General features: G+C 69.9%; 23 protein-coding genes. 14 read left to right on the top strand and 9 right to left on the bottom strand.

Annotated elements, in window-relative coordinates; genetic code table 11:
* Window positions 1-43 precede the first annotated feature (43 nt).
* A complete protein-coding gene (locus ASF39_RS12015) occupies window positions 44-2,245 on the top strand; it encodes a xanthine dehydrogenase family protein molybdopterin-binding subunit (protein ID WP_056284157.1) in 2,202 nt (733 codons plus the stop codon).
* A gap of 93 nt (window positions 2,246-2,338) precedes the next feature.
* On the opposite strand, the gene ASF39_RS12010 is transcribed toward ASF39_RS12015, so the two are convergent.
* From ASF39_RS12010 to rpoZ, 4 genes are all read right to left on the bottom strand, one after another.
* A complete protein-coding gene (locus tag ASF39_RS12010) occupies window positions 2,339-2,995 on the bottom strand; it encodes an NYN domain-containing protein (protein WP_056284156.1) in 657 nt (218 codons plus the stop codon).
* 350 nt (window positions 2,996-3,345) lie between these two features.
* On the bottom strand, window positions 3,346-3,936 hold the full coding sequence (gene pyrE, locus ASF39_RS12005) for an orotate phosphoribosyltransferase (RefSeq protein ID WP_055885739.1): 591 nt from the start codon (window positions 3,934-3,936) through the stop codon (window positions 3,346-3,348).
* 79 nt (window positions 3,937-4,015) lie between these two features.
* Window positions 4,016-6,256, bottom strand: a complete 2,241-nt coding sequence (locus ASF39_RS12000) for a bifunctional (p)ppGpp synthetase/guanosine-3',5'-bis(diphosphate) 3'-pyrophosphohydrolase (RefSeq protein ID WP_055885736.1) — start codon at window positions 6,254-6,256, stop codon at window positions 4,016-4,018.
* A 198-nt stretch (window positions 6,257-6,454) separates the two neighbouring features.
* Window positions 6,455-6,865, bottom strand: a complete 411-nt coding sequence (rpoZ, locus tag ASF39_RS11995; RefSeq protein WP_055885734.1) for a DNA-directed RNA polymerase subunit omega — start codon at window positions 6,863-6,865, stop codon at window positions 6,455-6,457.
* Window positions 6,866-7,219: 354 nt separating this feature from the next.
* Here rpoZ and ASF39_RS11990 point away from each other — a divergent pair, with 354 nt between their 5' ends.
* From ASF39_RS11990 to fabF, 5 genes are all read left to right on the top strand, one after another.
* Window positions 7,220-7,816: a carbonic anhydrase gene (locus tag ASF39_RS11990; RefSeq protein ID WP_348271517.1), complete on the top strand. Its 597-nt coding sequence runs from the start codon at window positions 7,220-7,222 to the stop codon at window positions 7,814-7,816.
* A gap of 117 nt (window positions 7,817-7,933) precedes the next feature.
* The gene (gene fabD / locus ASF39_RS11985; protein ID WP_056284150.1) at window positions 7,934-8,875 is read left to right on the top strand and encodes an ACP S-malonyltransferase; all 942 of its coding nucleotides are present in this window, start codon (window positions 7,934-7,936) and stop codon (window positions 8,873-8,875) included.
* A 37-nt stretch (window positions 8,876-8,912) separates the two neighbouring features.
* The gene (gene fabG, locus ASF39_RS11980; RefSeq protein WP_055885727.1) at window positions 8,913-9,653 is read left to right on the top strand and encodes a 3-oxoacyl-[acyl-carrier-protein] reductase; all 741 of its coding nucleotides are present in this window, start codon (window positions 8,913-8,915) and stop codon (window positions 9,651-9,653) included.
* Window positions 9,654-9,933: 280 nt separating this feature from the next.
* Window positions 9,934-10,170 carry an acyl carrier protein gene (locus tag ASF39_RS11975; protein WP_018044468.1) on the top strand — a complete coding sequence of 79 codons (237 nt, stop codon included), beginning with the start codon at window positions 9,934-9,936 and terminating at the stop codon, window positions 10,168-10,170.
* 93 nt (window positions 10,171-10,263) lie between these two features.
* A complete protein-coding gene (gene fabF / locus ASF39_RS11970) occupies window positions 10,264-11,529 on the top strand; it encodes a beta-ketoacyl-ACP synthase II (RefSeq protein ID WP_055885724.1) in 1,266 nt (421 codons plus the stop codon).
* Between the two features lie 16 nt (window positions 11,530-11,545).
* Here the strand turns inward: fabF and ASF39_RS11965 are convergent, their stop codons facing one another.
* Window positions 11,546-12,604: a WcbI family polysaccharide biosynthesis putative acetyltransferase gene (locus ASF39_RS11965; RefSeq protein ID WP_056284148.1), complete on the bottom strand. Its 1,059-nt coding sequence runs from the start codon at window positions 12,602-12,604 to the stop codon at window positions 11,546-11,548.
* 78 nt (window positions 12,605-12,682) lie between these two features.
* Here ASF39_RS11965 and ASF39_RS11960 point away from each other — a divergent pair, with 78 nt between their 5' ends.
* The 4 genes from ASF39_RS11960 to gmk all read left to right on the top strand — a co-directional run bounded on the left by ASF39_RS11960 (window position 12,683) and on the right by gmk (window position 16,837).
* Complete coding sequence (locus ASF39_RS11960; RefSeq protein ID WP_056284142.1) at window positions 12,683-13,759, top strand: GSCFA domain-containing protein; 1,077 nt, start codon at window positions 12,683-12,685, stop codon at window positions 13,757-13,759.
* Window positions 13,760-13,907: 148 nt separating this feature from the next.
* Window positions 13,908-15,275 (top strand): endolytic transglycosylase MltG, encoded by a 1,368-nt coding sequence (mltG, locus tag ASF39_RS11955; RefSeq protein ID WP_056284138.1) that lies wholly within the window; start codon window positions 13,908-13,910, stop codon window positions 15,273-15,275.
* Between the two features lie 35 nt (window positions 15,276-15,310).
* On the top strand, window positions 15,311-16,174 hold the full coding sequence (locus ASF39_RS11950) for a YicC/YloC family endoribonuclease (RefSeq protein WP_056284135.1): 864 nt from the start codon (window positions 15,311-15,313) through the stop codon (window positions 16,172-16,174).
* Window positions 16,175-16,186: 12 nt separating this feature from the next.
* The gene (gene gmk / locus ASF39_RS11945; protein ID WP_055885709.1) at window positions 16,187-16,837 is read left to right on the top strand and encodes a guanylate kinase; all 651 of its coding nucleotides are present in this window, start codon (window positions 16,187-16,189) and stop codon (window positions 16,835-16,837) included.
* Window positions 16,838-16,872: 35 nt separating this feature from the next.
* On the opposite strand, the gene ASF39_RS11940 is transcribed toward gmk, so the two are convergent.
* The 4 genes from ASF39_RS11940 to ASF39_RS21320 all read right to left on the bottom strand — a co-directional run bounded on the left by ASF39_RS11940 (window position 16,873) and on the right by ASF39_RS21320 (window position 20,414).
* The gene (locus ASF39_RS11940) at window positions 16,873-17,943 is read right to left on the bottom strand and encodes a lysylphosphatidylglycerol synthase domain-containing protein (protein WP_056284133.1); all 1,071 of its coding nucleotides are present in this window, start codon (window positions 17,941-17,943) and stop codon (window positions 16,873-16,875) included.
* A gap of 306 nt (window positions 17,944-18,249) precedes the next feature.
* A complete protein-coding gene (locus ASF39_RS11935) occupies window positions 18,250-18,525 on the bottom strand; it encodes a DUF1153 domain-containing protein (RefSeq protein ID WP_055885701.1) in 276 nt (91 codons plus the stop codon).
* Window positions 18,526-18,629: 104 nt separating this feature from the next.
* On the bottom strand, window positions 18,630-19,307 hold the full coding sequence (locus tag ASF39_RS11930; protein WP_056284130.1) for a flagellar hook capping FlgD N-terminal domain-containing protein: 678 nt from the start codon (window positions 19,305-19,307) through the stop codon (window positions 18,630-18,632).
* A 12-nt stretch (window positions 19,308-19,319) separates the two neighbouring features.
* Window positions 19,320-20,414: a flagellar hook-length control protein FliK gene (locus ASF39_RS21320; RefSeq protein WP_244472383.1), complete on the bottom strand. Its 1,095-nt coding sequence runs from the start codon at window positions 20,412-20,414 to the stop codon at window positions 19,320-19,322.
* 729 nt (window positions 20,415-21,143) lie between these two features.
* Here ASF39_RS21320 and mnmA point away from each other — a divergent pair.
* From mnmA to ASF39_RS11905, 4 genes are all read left to right on the top strand, one after another.
* Window positions 21,144-22,307, top strand: coding sequence for a tRNA 2-thiouridine(34) synthase MnmA (gene mnmA / locus ASF39_RS11920; protein ID WP_055885693.1), 1,164 nt, complete (start codon window positions 21,144-21,146; stop codon window positions 22,305-22,307).
* Between the two features lie 34 nt (window positions 22,308-22,341).
* Window positions 22,342-22,992 (top strand): methyltransferase domain-containing protein, encoded by a 651-nt coding sequence (locus ASF39_RS11915; RefSeq protein ID WP_055885691.1) that lies wholly within the window; start codon window positions 22,342-22,344, stop codon window positions 22,990-22,992.
* Window positions 22,993-23,018: 26 nt separating this feature from the next.
* Entirely contained in the window at window positions 23,019-23,810 is a 792-nt protein-coding gene (locus tag ASF39_RS11910; RefSeq protein ID WP_056284124.1) for a VTT domain-containing protein, read from the top strand.
* Window positions 23,811-24,055: 245 nt separating this feature from the next.
* On the top strand, window positions 24,056-25,591 hold the full coding sequence (locus tag ASF39_RS11905; RefSeq protein WP_056284454.1) for a HAMP domain-containing sensor histidine kinase: 1,536 nt from the start codon (window positions 24,056-24,058) through the stop codon (window positions 25,589-25,591).
* Window positions 25,592-25,631: the final 40 nt, after the last annotated feature.

Below are 25,631 nucleotides of genomic sequence, written 5' to 3'. Positions count from 1 at the left end.
CCCGCGCACGCCCTACGTTTCCCAGAGGACTGGAGCCCGAGCCATGCTGAAGGTCCATCCGACACCGCCGGCCGCCACACCCTCGCGCCGGGCCTTCCTCGGAGGTGCCGCCGCCACCGGTGCCGTGCTGATCGGCTTCCACCTCGATGCCGGCAAGGCCGTGCGGGCCGCCGCCGGTCCGGATCTCTCGACGCTGCCGGCGCAGCCCAACGCCTTCGTGCGCATCGCCGCCGACGACACCGTCACGGTGATGATCAAGCACCTCGACATGGGGCAGGGCAACGCCACCGGGCTCGCCACCATCCTCGCCGACGAACTCGACGCCGATTGGGCTCAGGTTCGCACCGCCTTCGCGCCGGCCGACGCCACCCTCTACGCCAACCTCCTGATGGGCCCGGTCCAGGGCACCGGCGGCTCGACGGCCATCGCCAACTCCTGGTTCCAGTTGCGAAAGGCCGGAGCGGCCGCGCGCGCCATGCTGGTGGCCGCGGCGGCGGCGCGCTGGAAGGTTCCCGCGAGCGAGATCACCGTGGCGTCGGGCGTCGTCGCGCATGCGGCGTCGAACCGGCAGGCGCGATTCGGCGAACTCGCCGAGGCCGCCGCGAGTCAGCCGGTGCCGCAGGAGCCGCGCCTGAAGGACCCGAGCCAGTGGCGTCTCATCGGCACCAAGGTCGCGCGCCTCGATTCGGCGGCCAAGACCGACGGCAGCGCCGTCTACGCCCTCGACATTCGCCGCCCCGGGCAGGTCACCGCGGTGGTCGCCCATGCGCCGCGCTTCGGCGGCGTGGTCGCGGCGGTGGACGACAAAGCCGCCCGCGCGGTGCCCGGCGTCATCGACGTGGTCAGGATTCCCACCGGCGTCGCGGTCATCGCCAAGGATACCTGGTCGGCGATCCGGGGCCGCGACGCCCTGGTGCTGACCTGGGACGACGCAGGCGCCGAGACGCGCTCGTCGGACGCCATCCTTGCGTCCTATCGCGAGATGGCGCGACGCCCCGGCCTCGTCGCCTCCGAGCGCGGCGACCCGGAAGCCGCGATCAAGGGCTCGGCCAAGGTGCTGGAGGCCGAGTTCACCTTCCCCTATCTCGCGCATGCCGCGATGGAACCGCTCAACGCCACCATCGAGCGGGCGAGCGACGGCGGCTACGACGTCTATGCCGGCTGCCAGCTACACTCCGTCGAGCAGGCGGTGATCGCCGGCACGCTGGGCGTGACGACCGACAAGGTCAGGCTGCACACCCAATGGGCCGGCGGCTCGTTCGGGCGCCGGGCGACGCCGGGGGCCGACTACCTCGCCGAGGCCGCCGCGATCCTGCGCGCCACCGGGGCCAAGGCGCCGGTCCACCTGGTCTGGACCCGCGAGGACGACATGGCCGGCGGTTTCTACCGGCCCACCGTGCTCCACACCCTCAAGGCCGGTCTCGACGCCAAGGGGGCGATCACCGGCTGGACCCACACCATGGTCGGCAAGTCGATCCTGATCGGCTCGCCCTTCGAGACCATGATGGTCAAGAACGGCGTCGATGCGACCACGGTGGAGGGCGCCTCTGACACGCCCTATGCGCTGCCGGCCTTCCGCTTCACGGTCCACAACGCGCGCGAAGGCGTGCCGGTGCTGTGGTGGCGCTCGGTCGGGCACACCCACACCGCCCAGGTGATGGAGGTCTTCATCGACGAACTCGCCCAGGCGGCGGGGGCCGATCCGCTCGCCTTCCGCCTCGGACTGCTCTCGTCGGCGCCGCGCCTGTCGGGCGTGCTGAAACTCGCCGCGGAAAAGGCGGGCTGGGGGTCACCGGCGGCCAAGGGCAGCGGGCTCGGCATCGCGGGGCACGAGTCGTTCGGATCCTACGTCGCCATGGTGGCCGACATCACCGCCGAGGATGCCAAGGTGAAGGTCAACCGCATCGTGGCGGCGGTGGACGTCGGCATTGCCGTGAATCCGGACGTGATCCGCGCGCAGGTGGAAGGCGCGGTGGGCTTTGCCCTCTCCTCGGTCCTGCGTAACCGCATCACCCTCAAGGACGGCGTCGTGCAGGAGCGCAACTTCGACGCCTACGAGCCGACCCGCATGAGCGAGATGCCCCTGGTCGAGGTCCACATCATGCCGTCCACGGCCGCCCCCACCGGCATCGGCGAGCCGGGCGTGCCGGTACTCGCCCCGTCGATCTCGAACGCGATCTTCGCGGCGACGGGCCAGCGGCTGCGCTCGCTCCCGCTCGACCTCAGCGGCATGAAAGGCGTGTGACGGGCAACCCCGCCCACGACCCCGGGTCTATCCGGGGTCGTGGGCATGAAGGGCTAAGGGGAACGGTTCTCCCGTCCGCCGGCGCTTCGGGACTCAATTTCCCGTCGGCGACTCGTCGTCCTGGCGAATGCCGTAGCGGGATTCGAGGCCCGGGCTCGGCCGGGTCGGCCGCTCGGGCGACTCGCCGCGGCTGCGCGTATCGGTATGGCTTCTGACGCCACGCTCACCCGGGTCGCGGCCGACCTTGCCGATGAGATGGACGAGGTCCAGGAACTCGTCGGCCTGCCGGCGCAACTCGTCGGAGACCATGGCAGGCTGGGTCTGGATCGAGGACACCACCGTCACCTTCACGCCGCGCCGCTGCATCGCCTCGACCAGGGAGCGGAAGTCGCCGTCGCCGGAGAACAGCACCATGTGGTCGATGAACGGCGCCAGCTCGAGGGCATCGATGGCCAGCTCGATGTCCATGTTGCCCTTGATCTTGCGGCGGCCGGAGGAATCCGTGAACTCCTTGGCGGGCTTGGTCACCACCCGGTAGCCGTTGTAATCGAGCCAATCGATCAATGGCCGGATCGAAGAGTACTCCTGATCCTCGATCATGGCCGTATAATAGAAAGCCCGGATCAGGTTGTCCCGGCCTTGAAATTCCTTGAGGAGTTTTTTGTAGTCGATATCGAACCCGAGTGCCTTGGTGGCGGCGTAAAGGTTGGCGCCGTCAATGAATAATGCACTACGTTGCTGCGTGGTCATGGAATAACCTGTCAGAAAATAACAATGGATAATATTCGATGTCTTGCCGGATCAAGGTCCGCAAAAGCATCGAGATAGGCATCGGCCGCAATATCGATCCACTCTCCGTCGTCATGATTGGAGCAGCGAAAGACTTGACGATCTATACCGGCCGGCAAGGAGTGCAATATTTTCAATCGCCAAGTTCGGTATCTGTACCCTAAAGCACGTCTTAATGTCAACGGTTTATCAAATGTTAGCTTTTATTTCTGGCGTTTTTACTTACTACAGGTTGCTATTTTAGGGTGTGTGCCGGTTTTCGCGTGTATTCCGCCAGGCGAATCGACGATTGTAGCGGTGAACGATCCGCTCTACGGGGCGGCGGCCACGCGGCTTCCGGGCTTCACCGCGGGAATGGCTGCGAGTTCCGGCGGCAGGGCGTGGGCGGGATAGGCCGGGATGTCGAGGGTGACGAGGCTCGCCAGCGGCAATCCGATCTCGCCGCGCCCGCCGGAGCGGTCGATGAGGCAGGCGGCACCGACCACGGTCCCGGCCTCCCCGGAGAGGGAGGCGAGGCATTCACGGGCCGAAAGGCCGGTGGTGACGATGTCCTCGACGATGACGGCGCGGGCACCGGCCGGGATGGAAAAGCCGCGGCGCAGCATGAAGGGCCCGCCGGGATCGCGCTCGACGAAGATCGCCTTGGCGCCGAGATGGCGCGCCGTCTCGTAACCGGGAACGATGCCGCCGATCGCCGGCGACACCACGATGTCGATCGCGCCGAAGGTGTCCCGGATCACGGTGGCGAGGACGCGGCACAGGCGCTCGGTCCGCGCCGGATCGGAGAAGATCGCCATCTTCTGGAGGAAGACGCCCGAATGCAGTCCGGAACTGAGGACGAAATGCCCCTCGAGCAAGGCGCCGGCGTCGCGGAACTCGGCAAGCACGTCGTCGGGTGTCATGAAAGCGGCTCCGGCTGCCCTGCTGCATCGCCCGGGCTTGTGGCAGTGCCGTCCGCGGGTGGCAAGGCGAGCGTCCCCGTCAGCCGTTGACCCGGTCGACCTTGCTCACCGCCCGTTTGCCGCGCAGTTCCGCGATGATGGCGTTGAGGTGCTTCAGGTCCCAGACCGAGAGGTCGATGACGATCTCGGTGAAATCCTGGGTGCGCCGCTTCATCGAAAGATTGTCGATGTTGCCGTCGTGGTCGGCGATCACTTGCGAGATCTGGGCGAGCACGCCCGGTTCGTTGATGGATTGCAAGGCGAGCCTGGCCGGGAATCGCTCGTTGCCGCCCGCCTCCACGTCCCAGCGCACGTCGAGCCAGCGTTCGGGCTCGTTGTCGAAGGCCGCCAGCGCCGCCGACTGGATCGGATAGATGGTCACGCCGACGCCCGGAGTCAGGATGCCGACGATGCGGTCGCCGGGGACCGCGCCGCCGTTGGGGGCGAAGGTGACGGCCAGATCGCTGTCGAGACCGCGAATCGGGATCGCCTCGGAGTGGGTCACGTCGGGCATCGCCCCGTCGGGGAAGGTCAGACGCATGGTCTGGTCCTTGGCCAGACTCAGCCGCCCCGCCCCGCCGCCGGCGGGCTGCTGCAGGGGCGAGGACGACCCGAGCCGGCGCTCCTCCTTGAAGTCGGGATAGACCGCCTTGACCACATCGCCCGAGAACATCTCGCCTCGGCCCACCGCCGCGAACACGTCCTCGGCCGAGACGCGGGCAAGGCGGGGCAGCGCGCCGCGCAGCTTGTCCTGCGTGAAGCTCTTGCCGGCCCGCTCGAAGGCGCGGTCGAGGATCTGGCGGCCGAGCCCGGCGTATTGCCGGCGCACCGCGACGCGGGTCGCCCGCCGGATGGCGGAGCGCGCCTTGCCGGTGACCACGAGCGACTCCCAGGCCGCCGGCGGCGACTGTCCGTCGGAGCGGGCGATCTCGACCTCGTCCCCGTTGGCGAGTTCGTAGAGCAGCGGCGCCATGCGCCCGTTGATCTTGGCGCCCACCGCCGAATTGCCGACGTCGGTATGGACGGCATAGGCGAAATCGATGGGGGTGGCGCCGCGCGGCAGGGCGATGAGGCGGCCCTTGGGCGTGAAGCAGAACACCTGGTCCTGGAACAGCTCGAGCTTGGTGTGCTCCAGGAATTCCTCGGGGCTGTCGCCCTCGGCCAGGAGTTCGATGGTGCGGCGCAGCCACTGGTAGGCGCCGCTCTCGGTGGCGAGGCGCGGGTGCACCCCGACCTCCTCCGTGTCGCCCGCCTCCTTGTAGTGGGCGTGGGCGGCGATGCCGTATTCGGCGATCTCGTCCATGGCGGCGGTGCGGATCTGCAGTTCGACGCGCTGGCTCTTGGGGCCGATCACGGTGGTGTGGATCGAGCGGTAGTCGTTCTGCTTAGGGGTCGAGATGTAATCCTTGTAGCGGCCCGGCACCATCGGCCAGGTGGTGTGGACGACGCCGAGCGCCCCGTAGCAATCGTCGAGCCGCTCCACCACCACGCGGAACCCGAAGATGTCGGAGAGCTGCTCGAAGGCGATCGACTTGCGCTCCATCTTCGACCAGATCGAGAACGGCCGCTTCTGCCGCCCGCTCACCTGCGCGGTGATCCCGCGCGCCGCGAGCTTGGCGGTCAGATCGCGCTCGATGCTGTCGACAAGCCGTTCGGACCGGGCCGAGAGGTCGGAGAGCCTCTGCGTGATGGTGGCGTAGATGTCGGGCTTGAGGTTGCGCAGGGCGAGGTCCTCGAGCTCCTCGCGCAGCTCCTGCATGCCCATGCGGCCCGAGAGCGGCGCGTAGATGTCGAGGGTCTCCTCGGCGATCCGCACCCGCTTTTCTGGCGGCATGTGGTGGAGGGTCCGCATGTTGTGCAGGCGGTCGGCGAGCTTCACGAGGAGCACGCGCACGTCGGCGGCCACCGCCAGAAGCAGCTTGCGGAAGTTCTCGCCCTGGGCCGCCCGCTTCGAGACAAGGTCGAGCCGCTTCAGCTTGGTCAGCCCGTCCACCAGGGCCCCGATCTCGGGGCTGAAGATCTCGCGGATCTCGTCGAGGGTGGCGGCGGTGTCCTCGATGGTGTCGTGGAGCACGGCCGCCACGATGGTGGCGTCGTCGAGCTTCAGGTCGGTGAGGATCGCGGCGACTTCCAGGGGATGGGCGAAGAACGGATCGCCCGAGGCGCGCTTCTGGGTGCCGTGCGCGCGCATCGCATAGACGTAGGCGCGGTTGAGGAGGCTTTCGTCCGTGGCGGGGTTGTAGCGTCTGACCCGCTCGACGAGCTCGTACTGGCGCATCATCCGCCGTGTTCACCTTCCCTGATCGTCGCCGGCCCCGGTCACCACCGCCCGCGGCCGCCCGTCATTTGTTCCGCATCGCCGCGAGGCGCGCCAGACCCATGGCACCGCAACCCTGCGATAATCGCGCGTCGCGACGAAAAAACCCGGCGCCAGGGCCGGGTTTCGTCGTCGCGACGGAGGTCTCTGGTCCAGAAGGCGCTATTCGCCCTCTTCCTCGGTCTCGGTCGGGGGTGCCAGGTTCTCGAGGCCGCGCAGGAGGTCTTCCTCGCTCATGCGGTCGAACTGCACGGCGCTGTCGTCGCTCGTGGAGGGCGGGGCAACCGAGGCGGCGGCCGGGGAGCTCGACAGCAGCGGCACGGTCTCGGCCTCGGGCTCGTCGACCTCCACGTACTTCTGCATGGAGTGGATGAGCTGTTCCTTGAGGTCGTCGGCGGTGATGGTGGCGTCGCCGATCTCGCGCAGGGCGCAGACCGGGTTCTTGTCGCGGTCGCGGTCGATCGTCAGGGGCGCCCCGGCGGCGAGCAGACGGGCACGGTGACTGGCGAGCAGGACGAGCTCGAACCGGTTCTCGACCTTGTCGATGCAATCTTCAACGGTGACGCGAGCCATGGCGGACGGCTCCTTCTTTGAAAACGGATGTCGGGGCTGAGCATGGCTCTTACACCGCATGACGCCCTGCAACAAGGAGCGTGCGAGCCACCCCGTTGAGGTGCGGCTACGTCCTCGCGTCGCCGCCAATCCCCGCGTCGGCGCGCTGCATATCGTCCGGGCGACATCGGTCCGGCGCGGCCCTAAGGCTCGCGCCGATCCATTTCCCGCTTAGGATGTACCTCACCGATGACCACCATGCTCAGCCGGCGTCGCCTCCTTGGTTGCGGGTGCTCTATGGGAGCGGCCTGTTTTGCGGCCACCGCACTCCCGAACTTCGCCCTCGCCGCGGCCCCGTCGTCACGCAAGACCGACATGACGCCGGATCAGGCGCTCGCCGCGCTCAAGGAGGGCAACCGCCTCTACCAGACCGACAGCCCGGTCCGCTCGGTGCAGGGCCGGGACCGGCGCATCGAGATCGCGCTGGGCCAGACGCCCTTCTGTATCCTCGTGAGCTGCTCGGATTCCCGCGTCTCGCCCGAGATCCTGTTCGGGCGCGGGCTCGGGGAGCTCTTCATCGTGCGCAACGCCGGCAACACCGTCGATACCGCGGCCCTGGGCTCGATCGAATATGCAGTGTCCCAGCTCGGCGTTCCGCTCGTCCTCGTCCTGGGCCACAGCCGCTGCGGCGCCGTCGCGGCGGCGGCCGATGTCGTCCAGAACAACACCCTCTTCCCGGGCTCCATCGGCCGGATGATCGAGCCGATCGTTCCGGCCGTGCTCTCCGTGCGCAACGCCCCGGGCGACCTGATCGAAAACAGCGTGCGGGCCAACGTGTCCCGCGTCGTCTCGCGTCTGCGCGATGCCTCGGAACCGGCACTCATCGATCCGTTCAGGGCCAGGAAGCTGCGCATCGTCGGCGCCTCCTACAGCCTCGACACCGGCATGGTCGACTTCTTCGACGAGGGTTGAACCGGGCGGATCGCCGGCAGCGGTGCAACCGCACTTCGCAGTGCCATGTTGACACAGGTGGCCTCGGGTGCGACTGCGCCGCCCTCTTGGGGCAACCCGGCACGACGACGAGGACCGATGACGCGGGCATGCATCTTTCCAGGTCAGGGAAGCCAGTCGGTGGGCATGGGTCGGGCCCTGGCCGAGGCCTTTCCTCAGGCACGTCTCGTGCTGGAGGAGGTCGATGCGGCGCTGGGAGAGAGCCTGTCGCGCCTGATGTTCGAGGGGCCGACCGACGCGTTGACCCTCACCACCAATGCGCAACCCGCGCTGATGGCGGCGAGCCTCGCGACCCTGCGCGTGCTCGAGGCCGAGCGCGGCCTCGACCTGAAGCGCGACGTCGCCTGCCTCGCCGGGCATTCGCTCGGTGAATACACGGCCTTGGCCGCGGCCGGCACGGTCACGATCACCGACGCGGCAAGGCTGCTGCGGCTGCGCGGCGCGGCCATGCAGAAGGCGGCCGGGCCGGGGCAGGGCGCCATGGCGGCGCTGATCGGGCCTGATGCCGAGACGGCCGGAGCGATCGCGGCCGAGGCCGCCGAGGCGGACGTCTGCGAGGTCGCCAACGACAACGGCGCCGGGCAGGTGGTGCTGTCGGGCACCAGAGCGGCCGTCGAGCGGGCGGTCGCCATCGCACAGGGGCGCGGCGTCAAGCGCGCCGTGATGCTCAACGTCTCCGCCCCGTTCCACTGCTCGCTGATGGGGCCCGCCGCCGAGGCGATGCGCGCCGCGCTCGACGGCGTGCGGCTCCAGCCTCCCGTCGTGCCGGTCTACGCCAACGTCCTGGCGGCCCCCGTCACCGATCCGGAGGCGATCCGAAATGCCCTCGTCGCCCAGGTCACCGGCACGGTGCGCTGGCGCGAGAGCGTGCTCGCCATGGTCGCCGCCGGCGTCGACAGCTTCCACGAGATCGGCACCGGCAAGGTGCTCACCGGCCTCGTCAAGCGAATCGCCCCCGAGGCGAAGGCCGGCGCCATCGGCACGCCCGAGGACGTCGCCGCGTTCCCGGACCTGCGCTGACGCGCGGGCCCAGACCCAACAACCCGAGGGAAGCCCCATGTTCGACCTGACCGGCCGCAAGGCCCTCGTCACCGGCGCCACCGGCGGCCTCGGCGGCGCCATCGCCCGCGCGCTGCATGCGCAAGGGGCCGTGGTCGCGATCTCCGGCACCCGCAGCGAGGCCCTGGACGGGCTGGCCGGCGAACTCGGCGGCGACAGGGTTCATCCCCTGCTGACCGACCTCTCCGACAAGGCGGCGGTGGAGGCCCTGGTGCCGGCCGCCGAGGCGGCCATGGGCGGCCTCGACATCCTGGTGAACAATGCCGGCATCACGCGCGACAACCTCTTCCTGCGCATGAAGGACGAGGAATGGGATGCCGTGATCGCGGTCAACCTCACCGCCGCCTTCCGGCTGTCGCGGGCGGCGGTCAAGGGCATGATGCGCCGGCGCCACGGCCGCATCGTCAACATCGGTTCGGTGGTGGGCGCCACCGGCAATCCGGGCCAGGTCAACTACGCCGCCGCCAAGGCCGGCCTCGTGGGGATGACGAAGGCGCTGGCGGCCGAGGTCGCCACCCGCAACCTCACGGTCAACTGCATCGCACCGGGCTTCATCACCTCGCCGATGACCGACGGGCTCAACGACAAGCAGCGCGAGACGATCCTGACGCGCGTGCCCATGGGCCGCCTCGGCAGCGGCGGCGACGTCGCCGCGGCGGCGGTCTACCTCGCCTCCGACGAAGCCGGCTACGTCACCGGCCAGACCCTGCACGTCAACGGCGGCATGGCGATGTATTGACGATCCGCCCCGGCCTCGATTGCTGCGCCGCACACCGGGCGAAGACCGTAGAATTCGCAGAAAGACCACACCGATGAATGGCTTGTGAACGGCCCCTCGCCAGCGCCGGAACCCTATGCTACCACCCCGCCTGCCGTGCTTGGGGGGTTGACGGATCAGCGTATAGCGGGTTTGCAGAACCCCGCGCGATCGGACACACGCCGCCTCCGACGAACGTCGGATCTGAGGAGCGGCCACGGCGCCTTCACCATCACGATCGAATAGCTAAGGACCAAGAACGATGAGCGATATCGCTGAGCGCGTGAAGAAGATCGTTGTCGAGCACCTGGGCGTCGAGCCCGAGAAGGTGGTCGAGGGGGCGAACTTCATCGACGACCTCGGCGCCGACAGCCTCGACACCGTCGAGCTCGTGATGGCGTTCGAGGAAGAATTCAACGTCGAGATCCCGGATGACGCCGCCGAGACGATCCAGACCGTCGGCGATGCCGTGAAGTTCCTCGAGAAGAACTCCGCTTGAGACGTTGAGACGGAACGGCGCCTGGAACAGGGTCGAACGACCCCGGGCGCCGAACGTTTGACGAGTATGACGGGACCGGTTCGGGATAACGCGATGCGTCGGGTGGTGGTGACGGGTTTGGGGATGGTGACCCCGCTCGGGAGCGGAGTCGAAGCCACCTGGAGCCGGTTGATCGCCGGGGACAGCGGCGCTGCCAAGGTCACGGCCTTCGACGTCGATGACCTGGCCTGCCGCATCGCGTGTTCGGTTCCTCTCGGTGACGGCAGCGACGGCACCTTCGATCCCGACCGCTGGATGGAGCCGAAGGAGCAGCGCAAGGTCGATCCGTTCATCGTCTACGCGATGGCGGCGGCCGGCCAGGCCCTCGACGACGCCGACTGGCACCCCAAGACCCACGAGGATCAATGCGCCACCGGCGTGATGATCGGTTCGGGCATCGGCGGCATCGGCGGCATCTACGACGCGTCGGTGACCCTTCACGACAAGGGCCCGCGGCGCATCTCGCCGTTCTTCATTCCCGGACGCATCATCAACCTCGCCTCCGGCCAGGTCTCGATCGCCCATGGGCTCAAGGGCCCGAATCACGCGGTGGTCACCGCCTGCTCCACCGGCGCCCACGCCATCGGCGATGCCGCCCGTCTCATCCAGTTCGGCGACGCCGACGTGATGCTGGCGGGGGGCGCCGAATCTCCCGTCAACCGCCTCGCCATCGCGGGTTTCGCGGCCTGCCGCGCCCTGTCGACGGGGTTCAACGACGACCCCGCCCGCGCCTCGCGGCCCTACGACAAGGACCGGGACGGCTTCGTGATGGGCGAGGGCGCCGGCGTCGTGGTGCTCGAGGAATACGAGCACGCCAAGGCTCGCGGCGCCAAGATCTATGCCGAGGTCGTGGGCTACGGGCTCACCGGCGACGCCTACCACATCACCTCGCCCGCCCCCGACGGCGACGGCGCCTTCCGGTGCATGACGGCCGCCGTGAAGCGGGCCGGCATCGCCCCCTCGGCCATCGACTACATCAACGCCCACGGCACCTCGACGCCGATGGGCGACGAGCTCGAACTCAAGGCCGTCGAACGCCTCCTCGGTGAGAGCGCGGCCAAGGCTTCGATGTCGTCGACGAAGTCCGCCATCGGCCACCTCCTGGGTGCCGCCGGCGCGGTCGAGGCGATCTTTTCCGTCCTGACCATCCGCGACGGGGTCATCCCGCCGACGCTGAACCTCGACAATCCCTCCGTCGAGACCGCCATCGACCTCGTGCCGCACGAAGCCAAGCGCAAGCGGGTCGACGTCGTCCTATCGAACTCCTTCGGGTTCGGCGGCACCAACGCCTCCCTGGTGATGCGCCGCGTCGAGGCTTAGCCCGACGGCGGATCGCTCACGCGGGGACGGTTTCCGCCGTCGCGACCGGGAGCCCGGTCGCTGGACGCGACGCGAGACCGTCGCGCGCCGCCGCGACGAGATCGGCGTGGATCGCGGGATCGGCGAGCCAGGCATCCACCCGCGCACAGACCAGCCTCTCCGTCGGCCGCTGCGCGTAGAGGCCGTAGCTCTCCGCGATGAAGCCGGACAGGCTCATGGTGCGGGACCGTCCGGTCTTGGCGAATTCCGGCGTCAGGAAGAGGGCGCTGCCCGGGACGCCGTAGTACTCCGCGATCTCGGGGTAGACCGGCCAGGTCCCGAGGCGGATGAACTCGTCGGCGAGATAGGCATCGAGGTCGCAGTCGCCGTAAGCGATCCCGGCCTTGTCGAGGAGGCCGCGGGCGAGGTCGGCGGCCACGTACATCTTGGGATGGTTGGTGGCATGCATGAAGCAGCCGCGGCGGGTCCAGCGGGCGAGGTCGGCCTCGAGGTCGTAGCCGGTCTGTTCGCCGAGCAGGCGCAGGAAGGCCACCGATTCCGTCCAGCCGTCGAAGTATCCCAGGCGCCGGTAGACCGCGGCCGTGAACAGCCGCCTCGTCTCGTCCGGATCGAGGCCGGCCCGGAACCCGAACAGAGCCAGAGCGGAATGCGACCGCCCCATCGGACCGACGAGGAGGTTGCCGTCGCCGGGCACCACCTCTTCGCCGATGTGCACGAGGTCCGGATGAAACGCCGGAAACACGATCGACGGCATCAGGATGAGGTTGGCGCTGGCCCTCAGGGTCTCGATGTCGCCGCCGTCCTTGAAGGCCGGCAGGTAGGTGTTGGCGAAGACGACGTCGCTCTCCTGGGCCGCCTCCACGAGGTCGCTCATGCGGGCGAACGTCTTGGCGGCGCTGAAGGCGGAGACGAAGGTCACGGAGGCGCCCGGCAGGATGAGCCGCATCGCCCGGGCGACCGCCGCACCCTGGCAGATCCCGATCACCAGGATGCGCGGCGATCCGGTGGCGCTCTCGGGAGCGAGGCGGGAGAGGGCGCCGCGTTGAACCCTTCGCAGAACGTCGATAATCGGCATGGTCGGGTTGTCTCACCATTGCCTGACGAGAACAAGCATCGGCCCCTTGAGCGCCGTACCGCGATCGCAGGAGGACCCATGGCGTCCGATCGACCGACAGCCGACCCGTTCGCGACGAACCCCTATTCCGCCTTGCCCGACCGTCGATCCTGGCGGAAGGCCGTGGCCGGAACCCCGCCCTTCGCCCTCGACCCCACCGGCGCCGCCGGCTTCCGGCTGACGCGGACCGAGCGCATCGCCACCGCCGGGAGCTGTTTTGCCCAGCACGTCGCCCGCGCCCTGAAGGCGGAGGGTTTCAATTTCCTCGTCGTCGAAACGCCGTCGGCCGGCACCGCCACCACCGCATCCGCGGACGGGGAAGGGGATTTCTCGGCGCGCTACGGCAACATCTACACGACGCGCCAGCTCGTTCAGCTGTTCGAGCGCGCCTTCGGCACCTTCGCGCCGCGCCTGGAGGCCTGGCAGCGTGCCGACGGGCGCTTCGTCGATCCGTTCCGGCCGCGGATCGATCCGGCCGGCCACGAAAGCCCCGAGGCCGTGGCGACGGCCCGCGAGGTCCATCTCGCCCATGTCCGCACCCTGTTCCAGACCCTCGACACCCTGGTGTTCACCCTAGGCCTCACCGAGGGATGGCGCGACAGCGCAGACGGCGCCGCCCTGCCGCTTCCGCCCGGCGTCGCCGGCGGGATCTGGGACCCCGCCGAGGTCGGCTTCGCCAATGCCGGCGTGGCCGAGATGACCGCCGACATGCTCGCCTTCGTCGATGCCCTGCGCGGCGTGAACCCGGCGGCCCGGGTCATCCTCACGGTCTCGCCGGTGCCGCTGGCCATGACCTACGCCGACCGCCACGTCCTGGTCGCCAACGCCTACAGCAAGGCGGCCCTGCGGGTGGTCGCCGAGGAGGTCTGCGCCGCCCGGCCGGAGGTGTTCTATTTCCCCTCCTACGAGATCGTCACGGCGCCGACCACGCAAGGGCGCTACTTCGCCGACAACCTGCGCGCGGTGACCCCGGCGGGCGTCGCGCACGTGATGCGCTGTTTCATGGCCCACGCCGCGCACGAGGGCGCGCGGGCGGAGGCACCGCGCTTCGACGTTCGAAGCGAGAACCAGCGCACCGCGAAGGTGGTGTGCGACGAGGAGCTGCTCGATTCCTGACGATCCCGACGAGGGCGTCGCCGGATCGCGTTTTGGCCATAAAAATCGCTAGACTCCGGCGATCGATGCCAAGCTTGACGGTGGTTGCGGCGCAGGGCCACGTGAGTGTGGCGGCGATCGGCGCTTCCGAAATCCGCACAGGGTGTTCATGTTCCGCAGACGCCAGCCGCCAGCGCCCTCCGCTCCCGCGGACGAGCCGGCCCAACCGATCCGCCTCTCGCCCCGCAGCCCGAGCGAGGCCATCAAGCCCACCGCCGCCCCGGCGCCGCCGACCCGGCCCGAGCGGCGCCGGGGTGGCCTCGTCGGCACCATCAGCGGCCTGCTCACCCTCTTCGTCGTCGTGGCGATCGCCGCGATGATCGGCCTCTCGGTCTTCCAGCGGCAGACCCGCGAGCCGGGTCCGCTGCCGGCCGACAAGGTCGTCGTCATCCCCTCGCGCAGCGGCACCAGCGAGATCGCCGAAGCCCTGACCCGCGAGGGCGTGATCGCCCATACCGGCCTGTTCGAGATCGCCGCCCGCCTCAGCGGCAAGGCCCTCAAGGCCGGCGAGTATCCATTCAAGGCCCATGCCAGCCTCGCCGACGTCATCGACGTGCTCGCCGCCGGACGGCAGGTGCAGCACGCCATCACCTTCCCCGAGGGGCTGACCAGCGAGCAGATCGTCGCCCGCCTCAACGACGACGACGTGCTGGCCGGCGACATCAACGAGATCCCGCCCGAGGGCGCGCTCCTGCCCGACACCTACAAGTTCGAGCGCGGCGCCACCCGCCAGCAGATCCTCAACCTGATGCGCACCAAGCAGCGCGAGGTGCTCAACCAGATCTGGGCCCGCCGCAACGCCGAGGTCCCTGTCAAGACGCCGGCCGAGATGGTGACGCTCGCTTCCATCGTCGAGAAGGAGACCGGCCGCGCCGACGAGCGCCCCCGGGTCGCCGGGGTCTTCGTCAACCGCCTCAACAAGCGGATGAAGCTGCAGTCGGACCCCACCATCGTCTACGGTCTGGTCGGCGGCCGCGGCACCCTCGGGCGCGGCATCCAACGGTCCGAGATCGACCGGCCGACGCCCTACAACACCTATGTCATCGAAGGCCTGCCGCCCGGCCCCATCGCCAATCCCGGCCGGGCCGCCCTCGAGGCTGTGGCCAATCCCTCCCGGACCAAGGACCTGTTCTTCGTGGCCGACGGCACCGGCGGCCACGCCTTCGCCGAGACCCTCGAAGGCCACAGCCGCAACGTGGCGCGCTGGCGTCAGGTCGAGCGCAGTCGCCAGTCACCGGCGACCCCCGACGCGGCCCCGGTCGACAAGGCCGAGCCGCCGGTGGAATCGGCCGCCGGCGCCAAGGCCTCGGCCTATGCGCCGGGCGGGGCGAACTTCGCCCTCGGCGCCGGACAGGACACCACGGCGCAGAAGTCCAAGGCCTTCGACGCCTCGGAAGGCACGAAGCTCGACCCCCTGCGCAACAAGACCTTCGACCTCAATTCGGCCAAGTCGGTGCCGGCCCTGCGCCAGCCGTGACCGAACCGGCGCCGCCAGAGGCGACCCTGTCGAGCATGACCGGGTTCGCCCGTGCCGCCGGCACCACCGGCCCCGTGCAATGGGCCTGGGAGGTCCGCAGCGTGAACGGGCGCGGCCTCGACATTCGCCTGCGGGTTCCCACCGGCTACGACGGCGCCGGCGAGACCGCCCGCGTGGCGCTCCAGCGTGCGCTGACCCGCGGGCAATGCCAGGTCACGCTGTCGATCACCCGGCCCGAGGCGCCGCCGCGCGTGCGCATCAACGAGACGCTGCTCGCCTCCCTGGCCGCCTCCGTCGCCCGGGTGCCGCTGCCGCCCGGGATGTCACCGGCCACCCTCGACGGTCTGCTGGGCATCCGTGGCGTGGTCGAAGCCGACGAGGAGCCCGCCGCCGATGCCGACGCGCTGTCGCGGGACCTGGCGCAGGCCGCATCGCGCCTCGTGGCCGATCTCGTGGCGGCGCGCCGGGACGAGGGCCGCCAACTCGGCGCGATCCTCGCAGGACAGATCGCGGCGATGGAGCGCCTGACCCGGGCCGCCGAGGATTGCCCGAGCCGCAGGCCGGAGGCCGTGCGGGCGCGCCTGGCCGTGGCGGTGGCGGCGCTCGCCGGTGCGGGCGGCCTCGACGGCGACCGGCTGCACCAGGAGGCGGTGCTGCTGGCGGCCAAGGCCGACGTGCGCGAGGAACTCGACCGGCTGCAGGCACATCTGGCCAGCGTCAAGGACCTGGTAGGCGGCGGCGGCGGCATCGGCCGAAAGCTCGACTTCCTGGCCCAGGAACTCGGGCGCGAGGCCAATACCCTGTGCGCCAAGGCGGGCGACGTCGTCCTGTCGCGGATCGGACTCGACTTGAAGGCCGTGGTGGAGCAATTCCGCGAGCAGGTTCAGAACGTCGAATAGGTCCCGGGACACATGGCAGGCACAACCATCGGGCGGCGCGGGTTCATCCTGATCCTGTCCTCGCCCTCGGGGGCGGGCAAGACGACCCTGACCCGGGCCGTGGCCGGCGACCCGACCTGGGGCCTCGATCTCTCGATCTCGGTGACGACCCGGCAGCGGCGCCCGTCCGAGATCGACGGCAAGCACTACACCTTCATCGACCGCGAGGCCTTCGACAGCCTGCGCGCCCGCGACGACCTCCTCGAATGGGCGGAGGTCCACGGCAACTTCTACGGCACGCCGCGGCGCCCGGTGGAGCGGGTCCTGGCCGCCGGCCGCGACATGATCTTCGACATCGACTACCAGGGCACGCGGCAGGTGCGGGGCAAGCTCGCCGACGACGTGGTGACCATCTTCATCCTGCCCCCGAGCATGGCCGAGTTGCGCAGCCGTCTGGAGCGCCGGGCCGAGGATTCGCCCGCCACCATCGAGAAGCGCCTCGCCAACGCCCGGCTCGAGATCCAGCGCTGGAACGAGTACGATTACGTGCTCGTCAACGACGACCTCGACGAGGCCTTCCGCTCTCTGCAGGGCATCCTCACGTCCGAGCGCCTGAAGCGATCGCGGCGCACGGGACTGACCGAATTCGTCGAGGGCCTCCTGAACGAGCCGGACGCCGGCTGAGCCCGTCGCAGGACGAGCGAGCCTCGACGACGGCGTCAGATCACCGTCCCACGGCGCGCTTCCAGGCTCTGCCACACCATGAGGGCCGGCAGGCCCAGCACCACGTCCGGCACGCGCTTGACCAGGGAGAGCGCCAGCGCCGTTCCGGCGTCGAGGCCGAACAGTCCGCCCACCAGGACGAAGCCGCCCTCCTGAATGCCCAGACCGCTGGGGACCGGGAAGGCCATCGCCTTGATCGCCTGGGTGAGCGCCTCGATCACGATCGCATCGGCCAGCCCCGCTCCCTCGACGCCGAGGCAGGCGAGGGCGATCCAGATCTCCACCGCCCCGAGGAACCAGGCCGCGACGTGCAGCACGGTCGACCACAAGAGCGGCCGTCGCCGTCCCGCCGCCCAGACCCGGTCGAGGGCATCCTGAACGTCCCCGGCCTGCGCCGGGGCGCCGGGCTTGGTCTCGGTATCGGCACCGCCGCCGTCCCGCGTGAATCGCCGGCCGAGGTCGCCCACGAGGTTCGTGAGGCGCCTCAGGGCTCCTGCGCGCTGGAAGGCGAAGAAGGCCGCCAGCACGATCGTCATCGCGATGAGGGCGTGGGACGCCCATTGCGCCAGCAGCGTCGCCTGCTCTCCCGGTACTTGGTGCAGCAGGACCACGCCGACCACCGCGAAGGCCACCAGCGCCCCGGACTGGATCAGGAGATCGACCAGGATCGAGGCCGCGGCGAAGGTGCCGGCCGCGCCCCAGAACGTGAGGAGCCGGCCGCCGACGATGTCGCCCCCCACCGAGGCCACGGGAAGCAGGGTGTTGATACCCTCGCGCACGAACCGCAGGATGACGAAGGCCGCCTGGGGCACCGCGGCGATCCGGTCGAGGAGGCAGGCCCACCCGAGGCCGCACAGGAGCAGGATGACCATCCGCACGAGGACGATGGCGGCGAGGCCCAGTGGCCCGATGCGCGCGAAGGCGGCGCCGATGGCGGCCGTGTCGTTGGTCGCCACGAGCCAGACGGCGAGGCCCAGGCCGATCAGGGTGGCCGCCAGCGGCAGGCGCCGCAGGATCGCCCTGGTCGCGGTGGAGGCCAGCCCCGCCCCGGTGCGGGCATTCGTCATGGGCGTGCGATCCCGGTCGCACGTGGGAAGCGACGGCGCATGTCCTTCACCGGCGGCTCCTCCGACGTCGTGCGACGGCCCGTAAGCCCGGACGGGCTGGACGTCGATTCCATCGTGCAGCGATAGGGACGCTTTGGGGCCAAAAGTCGATGGGCGCGCCCGGGCTCGTGGTCCCGGATCGGCCGAGGGGACAGGATGGGCACGCATCGCTCGGTCCCCGAAACGAAAAACCGCGTCCACCGGAATGGACGCGGTTTTCGATGTCGACCCTGCTGCCGAAAGCGGGATCGCTCCGGGTCCGACCCGTCAGTGACGGTAGTGCTGGATCCGCGTGGTTCGAAGTCCGGCCAGGCCGTGCTGGTCGATCGAAAATTGCCAGCTCAGGAACTCTTCGGTCGTCAGCGTGTAGCGTTGGCAGGCTTCCTCGAGGCTGAGGAGCCCGCCACGGACGGCGGCGACGACTTCGGCTTTACGGCGGATGACCCAACGACGGGTCGTGGTCGGAGGCAGATCGGCAATCGTCAACGGGCTTCCATCGGGCCCGATGACGTACTTCACTCTCGGGCGGTGCGGTTCGGTCATGATACGCTCTACAACTCGACTGACCTGTCGAGCCCTGAGGTTAGGCGCGCCCACTTAAAATATCTTGAAACGGATCGATCGCATCTGAACCGACGTTGACCGTGTCATGTGGATAACCCTGCGCCGATGTTCCGGACGCTCGAAACGGGCAGGCGCGAGGCCCCCACGAGCAGCACCGGTTCGGTGCCCGTGAGGTCGATCGCATCGACCTTTCCGGTGAGCTGGGTATCCACCGAAACTTTGGCGCCGGTGGCGTCGACGGCGTCGACCTTGATCGAATAGGTGCCGTTGGCCGAGCTGAAACCCGACGAGGTGCGGCCGTCCCAGGCGAAGGTCTGGGCACCGGCGATGAGCGCCTTCGTCTGCGTAGCCACCACGTTTCCCTTGGCGTCGCTGATCGTGATGGTGGCCTGCTTGGCCGCACGTGCCGGCGTGAGGCTCCAGTTCGCCGCCCCGTCCTTGAGCTGCGCGGTCCGGCCGTCGGCGGTGACCGTCTGTCCGATGAAGCCGGTGGCCGAGGCCGCGCTCGACGACTTGGCGTTCGACAGGATCGAGTCGAGGCGGTCGTTGGATTTGAGCTGCTGCTCGACGCCGGCATATTGCACCAGCTGCTGCGTGAACTGGTTGGTATCCAGGGGATCGAGCGGGTTCTGGTTCTTCAGCTGGGTCGTGAGCAGCGTGAGGAACTGTTGAAAGTTGCCCGCGATCTCCTGCTTGTCGGCCGCGACCCCGGTCAGGGCTGCGGTGTTGGTACTGGCGAGCGAACTGATGCCGGCGGTCATGATGGCGATCCTTCAGATCCGGATGTCGATGCCGGCGATCCCGCGCAGCATGCGCGGGGCGGCGTAGTCGGGAAGGGGTTGGGCGGCTGCATCCGCGCCGGCCGGCCGGGTGCGGGCCTCGCCGGGCCGGGACTCCGACCGCGGGTCGCCGGATCCCTGCCCCCCGGGACCGCCGTCGCCGCGCAGGGACAGGTCGATGCCGGAGCCGGCGTCGAGCCCGGCCTGGGACAGGGCCTGCTGCAGGTTGCCCGCGTCACGCTGGAGCAGGGCCAGGGTCTCGGGGCGGTCCACCACCACGCGGGTCGTCACCGTGCCGGTGTCCTTGTCGATGGCGAGCGTCACGTCGATACGCCCGAGGTCGATCGGGTCGAGGCGAATCTGGAACTGGCTCGATCCCGACAGCGAGCGCAGGCCGATCGTCATCGGCACGGCGCCGATCGGAACCGGCGGGCCCTGGTGCGGGGTGGTGGCCGATGGGGTCGAGGCCGGACCGCCCGGGGCTGCGGCGACGCCCGCGGCGGCCACGCCCGCCACCGGTGCACCATCCGCCGGCGTGCCCGCGACCTCCTCTCGCGGCGCCGCAGAACCCAGTTCCGCGGCGAACGACGCGGCGGCTGTCGGAACGGCGGAGCTCGCGTCGGCCGGATCGTTGGATGGCACGGCCGGGCCGGCAGCGTCCGACGCTGGGGCGTGTCCCTCGGCCGTCTCGGCGCCGGCGGCGGACCGCCCGGCAGCGATGGGGGCTTGGGCGTCGCCCTGCGAAGCGGCCGGGACTTCGGGTCCGGCGAGGAGGAGGGGAGCGTGCGCGCTCGCGTCGGGCGAAGCCGCCTTGCCGGACGTCGCTTCGTCGTGCTCGCGTTCGGTCTCTCCGTCCGCGGCAGGCCAGGCGTCGCCCTGCTCCGGATCCGGCTCGCCGGCCGGCATCCGAACGCCGGATGTCGGCGTTGGAAAGAAGAACGACGGCAGCGGCAGGGTCGTCGGCGATGCCTCGGTCGAAGCCTCGTCCTTATCCTCGTCCTCGTCGGCGGCGGCGATGTCTTTGCCTTCACCCGAGACCGTCGAGACGGGGGCCTGGCCGGACACCGGAGCCCCGGTCGAGCCGGGCACCGGCGGCGGACCGACACGAGGCGAACTCGCCGAGGCCGCCGCATCGGATCTCGCCGAAGCCGCAGCGGGATCGGTGTCCCGGACGGGCGGCCTCGCGATCGGGCCCGGTCTGCGTTCATGGACCACGAGACCGGGCCCGACCGGTTCGGTACCGGAGGCGCGGCGCGTTCCGTCGAGCGCCGCTCGTGATGGAACCGCTCCGGCATCGGCCGTCCTGGCCGACGTCGCGGCGGTCTCGGTCGACGCGGGGGGGCGGGCGCGCGCTTCGGCCGCCCGCGATGCCTGCCGGGGAGCCGCCGGGTCGTTCGCAGCGTCGGCCCCGGCGAGGGTGAAGCGTTCGACGACGGTGGCCTGGCCGGCAGCATTCGAGCGCGCGGGGGTCCGCGAGGGTTGTGGCGTCCGTGCATCCGTCTCGTTGATCCGCATCGTCATCCGTCTCGCCCGGCCTCGGCAAGAGGTATGGCAAGGGCCGAGCCAGATAGACGGCCATTCAAGCCACTCGAAAACAACGGTTTTTCGGAAACGCCGGCTCGGCGTACGCAGCCGGACCCTGCCGAATCTGCCGCGGATCGGCAGGATCTGCCGACCTCCCGGTGCCGACCGGGCCGCCATGACGGATGCGGCGGCGAAACCGCCGCCATCCCTGGAACTTGCGGGGCGGGATCGCTATAGGAAGGGAGCGGGCGAACGGGTCCGTTCCCCTTCCGGGCACCGGCAAGCCGCGACACGATGAATTCCCTCGACCTTCCCAAGGCTCCGCACGAGACGCGGGTCGTCGTCGCCATGTCCGGCGGCGTCGACTCCTCCGTCGTGGCCGGGTTGCTCAAGCGCGAGGGCTACGATGTCGTCGGCGTCACGCTCCAGCTCTACGACCACGGCGCCGCGACCCATCGCAAGGGCGCCTGCTGCGCCGGCCAGGACATCGACGACGCCCGCCGCGTCGCGGAATCCCTCGACATTCCGCATTACGTCCTCGACTACGAGGATAAGTTCCGCGAGGCGGTGATCGATCGCTTCGCCGAGAGCTACCTCGCCGGCGAGACTCCGATCCCTTGCGTCGAGTGCAATCGGTCCGTGAAGTTTCGCGACCTGCTGGGCCTCGCCCGCAGCCTCGACGCGGATGCCCTGGCCACCGGCCATTACGTGGCGAGCCGGCCGATCGCCCCGGGCGCGCCCGAACGGGCACTGTACCGCGCCCTCGATCCGGCGCGCGACCAGAGCTACTTTCTCTACGCCACCACCCCGGAGCAGCTCGACTTCCTGCGCTTTCCCCTCGGCGAGTTGCCCAAGGACGAGACTCGTCGCCTGGCGCGCGAACTCGGCCTGTCGGTATCGGACAAGGCCGACAGCCAGGACATCTGTTTCGTGCCGCAGGGCCGCTATGCCGACGTGATCGCCAAGCTGCGCCCCGACGCGGCCAGGCCGGGCGACGTGGTCGACCTCGACGGCCGGGTGCTGGGGCGGCACGAGGGCATCATTCATTACACCGTCGGCCAGCGGCGCGGTCTGCGCCTGGCGCTGGGCGAGCCGCTCTACGTGATCCGCCTGGAGCCCGACGCGGCCCGGGTCGTGGTCGGCCCCCGGGCGGCGCTGGCCACCAGCCGCATGCGCCTGACCGACGTGAATTGGCTCGGACCGATGCCGGCCGCCGGCATCACCGACATGCCGGTGGCGGTCCGTGTGCGCTCGACCCGCGAGCCCCGGCCGGCGACCCTGAGCTACCGGCCCGCGACGGGTGAGGCCGATGTCGTGCTCGGGCTGCCCGAGGACGGGGTCTCGCCGGGCCAGGCCTGCGTCCTCTACGCCGACGACGGGCCGCGGGCTCGCGTCCTGGGCGGCGGCACCATCCGGCGGATCGACGCCCTGCAGGCGGGAACCGCCCGCGCCGCCTGAACTCCTTCCCCGACTCCCCAGATACGAGGTCGACATGCTGAGCGAGCCGCAGGCCGGTCCGAGCACCGCGCTGATGCGCAAGGCCTACGCGCGGTGGGCGCCGGTCTACGACGTGGTCTACGACAAGCTGACCGAGCCGGCCGCCCGCGACGCGGTCCAGGCGGCGGTCGCCTGCGGCCCGCGCATCCTCGAGGCCGGCGTCGGGACCGGCTTGTCGCTCGGCTACTACCCGCCCGGCAGCTTCGTGTGCGGGGTCGACCTGTCCGAGGACATGCTCAAGCGGGCGCGCCGCAAGGTCCTGCGTCGCGGGCTCTCGCATGTGCGCGGCCTGCAGGTCATGGACGTGTGCCGCCTCGGTTATGCCGACGGCAGCTTCGATGCGGTCGTGGCGCAGTTCCTGATCACCCTGGTGCCGGACCCGGAGGGGGCGCTCTCGGAGTTCCTGCGCGTGGTGCGGCCTGGCGGCGAGATCGTGCTCGCCAACCACTTCGGCCAGAGCGACGGCCCCATGGCCAAGGTCGAGGAGATCGTGGCGCCGCTCTGCACCAAGATCGGCTGGTCCTCCGACTTCAAGTCGACCCGGATCGAGGCCTGGGCGCGCAGGAACGGCGTCGAGTTCATCGGGGTCGCCCCGACCTTCCCGGGCGGTTTCTTCAAGATCCTGAGGATGCGCAAGCCGGTCTGACCGGGCGCGGCGACCCAGGAGTGCGCATGAGGAGCGGCGGCGACCTGCGCTGGCGTGGAGGGGCCGCCCTGCGCTGGCTGCCCTTCGCACTTCTGGTGGCGGCCTCCGTCGGCGTGCTCGTGTCCGGGGCTTCCCGTTTCGTCGACCTCGACCAACTCCTCGCGTCCCGGGCTTGGCTGTCGGCGGCGGTCGCCGAGAACCCGGCCCGCGCGATGGCAACGGCCTGGCTCGTCTACGTGGGTTGCGTCGTCGTCTCGGTGCCGGCCTCCCTGTTCCTGACGATGATCTGCGGCTTCCTGTTCGGCATGACCGCCGGAGCCTGCCTCGCCGTCGCCGCGGCCTCGACGGGGGCGGCCATCGTGTTCTCGATCGGGCGCTGGGCGGCCGCCGACCTCCTCGCCCGCAGGGCCGGGCCCCGGCTCGCGGCCCTCGCCGACGGGTTCCGGCGGGATGCCTTCGGCTACGTCGTCGTGCTGAGGCTCCTGCCGGTCTTTCCGTTCTGGCTCACCAATCTCGCCCCGGCCGCCTTCGGCGTGCGGCTCTCGACCTTCGTTCTCGCGACCGTGGTGGGCCTGATCCCCGGGGCCTTCGTCTATGCGGCGGCGGGAGCGGCCATCGAGGATATCGTGGCCACCCACGAAGCGGCCAGGGCGGCGTGCTTGGCCGCTTCCGGCCTCGATTGCGACGCCGCGCTGTCGTTCGGGGCGTTCGCGACGCCGAAAGCGGTGGCGGGGCTCGTCGCGCTGGCGGCCCTGGCGCTCGGTTCGGTGGCGCTCAAGCGTTGGTTCGACCGGCGCCAACGGCGACGCGGCGCCTGATCACGACCGCACGGGGGGCGGGCCATGTGGCGAGAATCCCATCTCGCGGTGAACCTTCGTCAACGTCGTGCGATGATGGTATCCTGACGGTCAGAGCATGACGACCGCGCGTGCGGTCGATCGTGTATAAGACTATCTTGCCGGACTTGGCCCCTCGACAAGCTATCGTTATCCCTGCGCCGTCGAATGGGGTCGACGGTCGGTTCGCGACACGATGGCACGAAGCGATAACGACCGGTATGGACATGACTGCAGCCATCGACGTCGCCAAGACAGATCCCTCGCCCGTGCAACCCGACCGTCGGGAAGTCGGCGCCCGTGCGGAGAGGTGGTTCGACTTGTCGGGCCGGCTGTTCGTCGCCGTCTTCGTCTTGGTTTTTACCATCGGACTTCTCGTGGCGATCGCAGTGATCGTCCAGGTTCGTCGTGACTGGCTGTCGGAACGCCTCAATGCGGCGACGATCGCGGCCATCGCCGTCGAGTTCGCGCCCGTCGGGAGCCCACAGGAGGACAGGATCCGGCTGCTGCTCGACACCCTCGGGGCCAGGGCCATCGCCGTCGAGACCGTCGGCGTCCGGCGTCTCATCGGCAGCGTTGCCGAAGCGGACGCCGGCAGCCGCAAGCTCCACATCGGCGTCGAAGGGGTCGCCGCCGCGACGGCCGCGGCCGGAACGCTCGTCTTCGACGGGTCGATGCGGACGCTTTGGGTCGTCGGTCACGGGAGCGCGCGTCACACGTCCGCCGTCGAAGACCGTCCGGCCCCGCGCGCCCAGCTTCCTCGCGTCGAGGTCCTGGTCGACGAAACGGAGATGCGGGCTTCGATGATCGACGTGGCGATCCAGCTTGTGGTCGCGGCCCTGCTGTCGGCGCTGGCGATCGCAGGTCTCGTCTCCCTTGTGGTGAGCCGCCGTGTCTCGCGTCCGGTCCGCCGGCTGATGGCCAACGTCGGCGCCTTCGCCAACGACCCCGAAGGCATCGGCCGCAACATCGTCCCGTCCCAGCGCAAGGACGAGATCGGCCGGGCGGAGATCGCCCTGGCGCAGATGCAGGGGGCCCTGGCGGGCGAATTGCGGGAACGGCGGCGCCTGGCCGGGCTCGGGCTGTCGGTGAGCAAGATCAACCACGAGCTCAGGAACCTGCTGACGACCGCGCAACTCCTCGGCGACCGCCTCGAAGGAGTCGCCGATCCGGTGGTCCAGCGTGTCGCTCCCCGCCTGATCGCGACCCTCGATCGGGCGATCCGGTTCTGCGAGGCGACGCTGGCCTACGGCCGCGCCACCGAGCCGTTCCCGCAGCGGCGCCATGTCCTGCTCGCCCCGATCCTCAGCGAGATGGAGGATCTGGCCGGGCTGAGCCACGATTCCCGGATCGCGATCCGGACGCGGGCGGAGGCCGGGCTCACGGTCTTCGTCGACCCCGAGCAGTTCTCGCGCGCGCTGATCAACATCGTGCGCAACGCGGTCCAGGCCCTCGATGCGGCGGGAACCCAGGAGGTGTCCCCCCTCGTCACGGTGACCGCGCGCCGCGACGGCGGGCGGGTGGTCATCCTGATCGCCGACAACGGCCCCGGTCTGCCCGAGAGCGCGCGGGCGACCTTGTTCGCGCCCTTCCAGGGGTCGATGCGGGCCGGCGGCAGCGGGCTCGGCCTCGCCATCGCCTCGGAGCTGGTCCATCTCAACGGAGCGACCCTCGGCCTCGACGAAGGTACCACCGGCGCCTGCTTCCGGATCGTCATTCCCGACAGCTATGCCCCGGGCGAGGGTGACGCGAAGGTCGCGTGAGGGTGGTCGAACGATGCCGTGCGCAGGACCGTGTCAGGCG

Origin of the sequence: Methylobacterium sp. Leaf108 (assembly GCF_001423265.1) — a bacterium.
In the GTDB taxonomy this organism is placed as follows: Bacteria; Pseudomonadota; Alphaproteobacteria; order Rhizobiales; family Beijerinckiaceae; genus Methylobacterium.
The sequence above is the reverse complement of the archived record's forward strand: the minus strand, read 5'-3'. Positions and strand labels throughout refer to the sequence as shown.

Excerpts from the sequence above, each read along its gene's own strand:
- ASF39_RS11950 (WP_056284135.1), top strand. The coding sequence starts at position 15,311 with ATGACCGGGTTCGCCCGTGCCGCCGGCACCACCGGCCCCGTGCAATGG.
- ASF39_RS11905 (WP_056284454.1), top strand. The coding sequence starts at position 24,056 with ATGACTGCAGCCATCGACGTCGCCAAGACAGATCCCTCGCCCGTGCAA.
- mltG (WP_056284138.1), top strand. The coding sequence starts at position 13,908 with ATGTTCCGCAGACGCCAGCCGCCAGCGCCCTCCGCTCCCGCGGACGAG.
- ASF39_RS12015 (WP_056284157.1), top strand. The coding sequence starts at position 44 with ATGCTGAAGGTCCATCCGACACCGCCGGCCGCCACACCCTCGCGCCGG.
- fabD (WP_056284150.1), top strand. The coding sequence starts at position 7,934 with ATGACGCGGGCATGCATCTTTCCAGGTCAGGGAAGCCAGTCGGTGGGC.
- gmk (WP_055885709.1), top strand. The coding sequence starts at position 16,187 with ATGGCAGGCACAACCATCGGGCGGCGCGGGTTCATCCTGATCCTGTCC.
- ASF39_RS11975 (WP_018044468.1), top strand. The coding sequence starts at position 9,934 with ATGAGCGATATCGCTGAGCGCGTGAAGAAGATCGTTGTCGAGCACCTG.
- ASF39_RS11990 (WP_348271517.1), top strand. The coding sequence starts at position 7,220 with ATGACGCCGGATCAGGCGCTCGCCGCGCTCAAGGAGGGCAACCGCCTC.
- pyrE (WP_055885739.1), bottom strand. The coding sequence starts at position 3,936 with ATGACACCCGACGACGTGCTTGCCGAGTTCCGCGACGCCGGCGCCTTG.
- ASF39_RS11910 (WP_056284124.1), top strand. The coding sequence starts at position 23,019 with ATGAGGAGCGGCGGCGACCTGCGCTGGCGTGGAGGGGCCGCCCTGCGC.
- fabF (WP_055885724.1), top strand. The coding sequence starts at position 10,264 with ATGCGTCGGGTGGTGGTGACGGGTTTGGGGATGGTGACCCCGCTCGGG.
- mnmA (WP_055885693.1), top strand. The coding sequence starts at position 21,144 with ATGAATTCCCTCGACCTTCCCAAGGCTCCGCACGAGACGCGGGTCGTC.
- ASF39_RS11930 (WP_056284130.1), bottom strand. The coding sequence starts at position 19,307 with ATGACCGCCGGCATCAGTTCGCTCGCCAGTACCAACACCGCAGCCCTG.
- fabG (WP_055885727.1), top strand. The coding sequence starts at position 8,913 with ATGTTCGACCTGACCGGCCGCAAGGCCCTCGTCACCGGCGCCACCGGC.
- ASF39_RS11935 (WP_055885701.1), bottom strand. The coding sequence starts at position 18,525 with ATGACCGAACCGCACCGCCCGAGAGTGAAGTACGTCATCGGGCCCGAT.
- ASF39_RS11940 (WP_056284133.1), bottom strand. The coding sequence starts at position 17,943 with ATGACGAATGCCCGCACCGGGGCGGGGCTGGCCTCCACCGCGACCAGG.
- ASF39_RS12000 (WP_055885736.1), bottom strand. The coding sequence starts at position 6,256 with ATGATGCGCCAGTACGAGCTCGTCGAGCGGGTCAGACGCTACAACCCC.
- ASF39_RS11915 (WP_055885691.1), top strand. The coding sequence starts at position 22,342 with ATGCTGAGCGAGCCGCAGGCCGGTCCGAGCACCGCGCTGATGCGCAAG.
- ASF39_RS11960 (WP_056284142.1), top strand. The coding sequence starts at position 12,683 with ATGGCGTCCGATCGACCGACAGCCGACCCGTTCGCGACGAACCCCTAT.
- ASF39_RS12010 (WP_056284156.1), bottom strand. The coding sequence starts at position 2,995 with ATGACCACGCAGCAACGTAGTGCATTATTCATTGACGGCGCCAACCTT.
- rpoZ (WP_055885734.1), bottom strand. The coding sequence starts at position 6,865 with ATGGCTCGCGTCACCGTTGAAGATTGCATCGACAAGGTCGAGAACCGG.
- ASF39_RS11965 (WP_056284148.1), bottom strand. The coding sequence starts at position 12,604 with ATGCCGATTATCGACGTTCTGCGAAGGGTTCAACGCGGCGCCCTCTCC.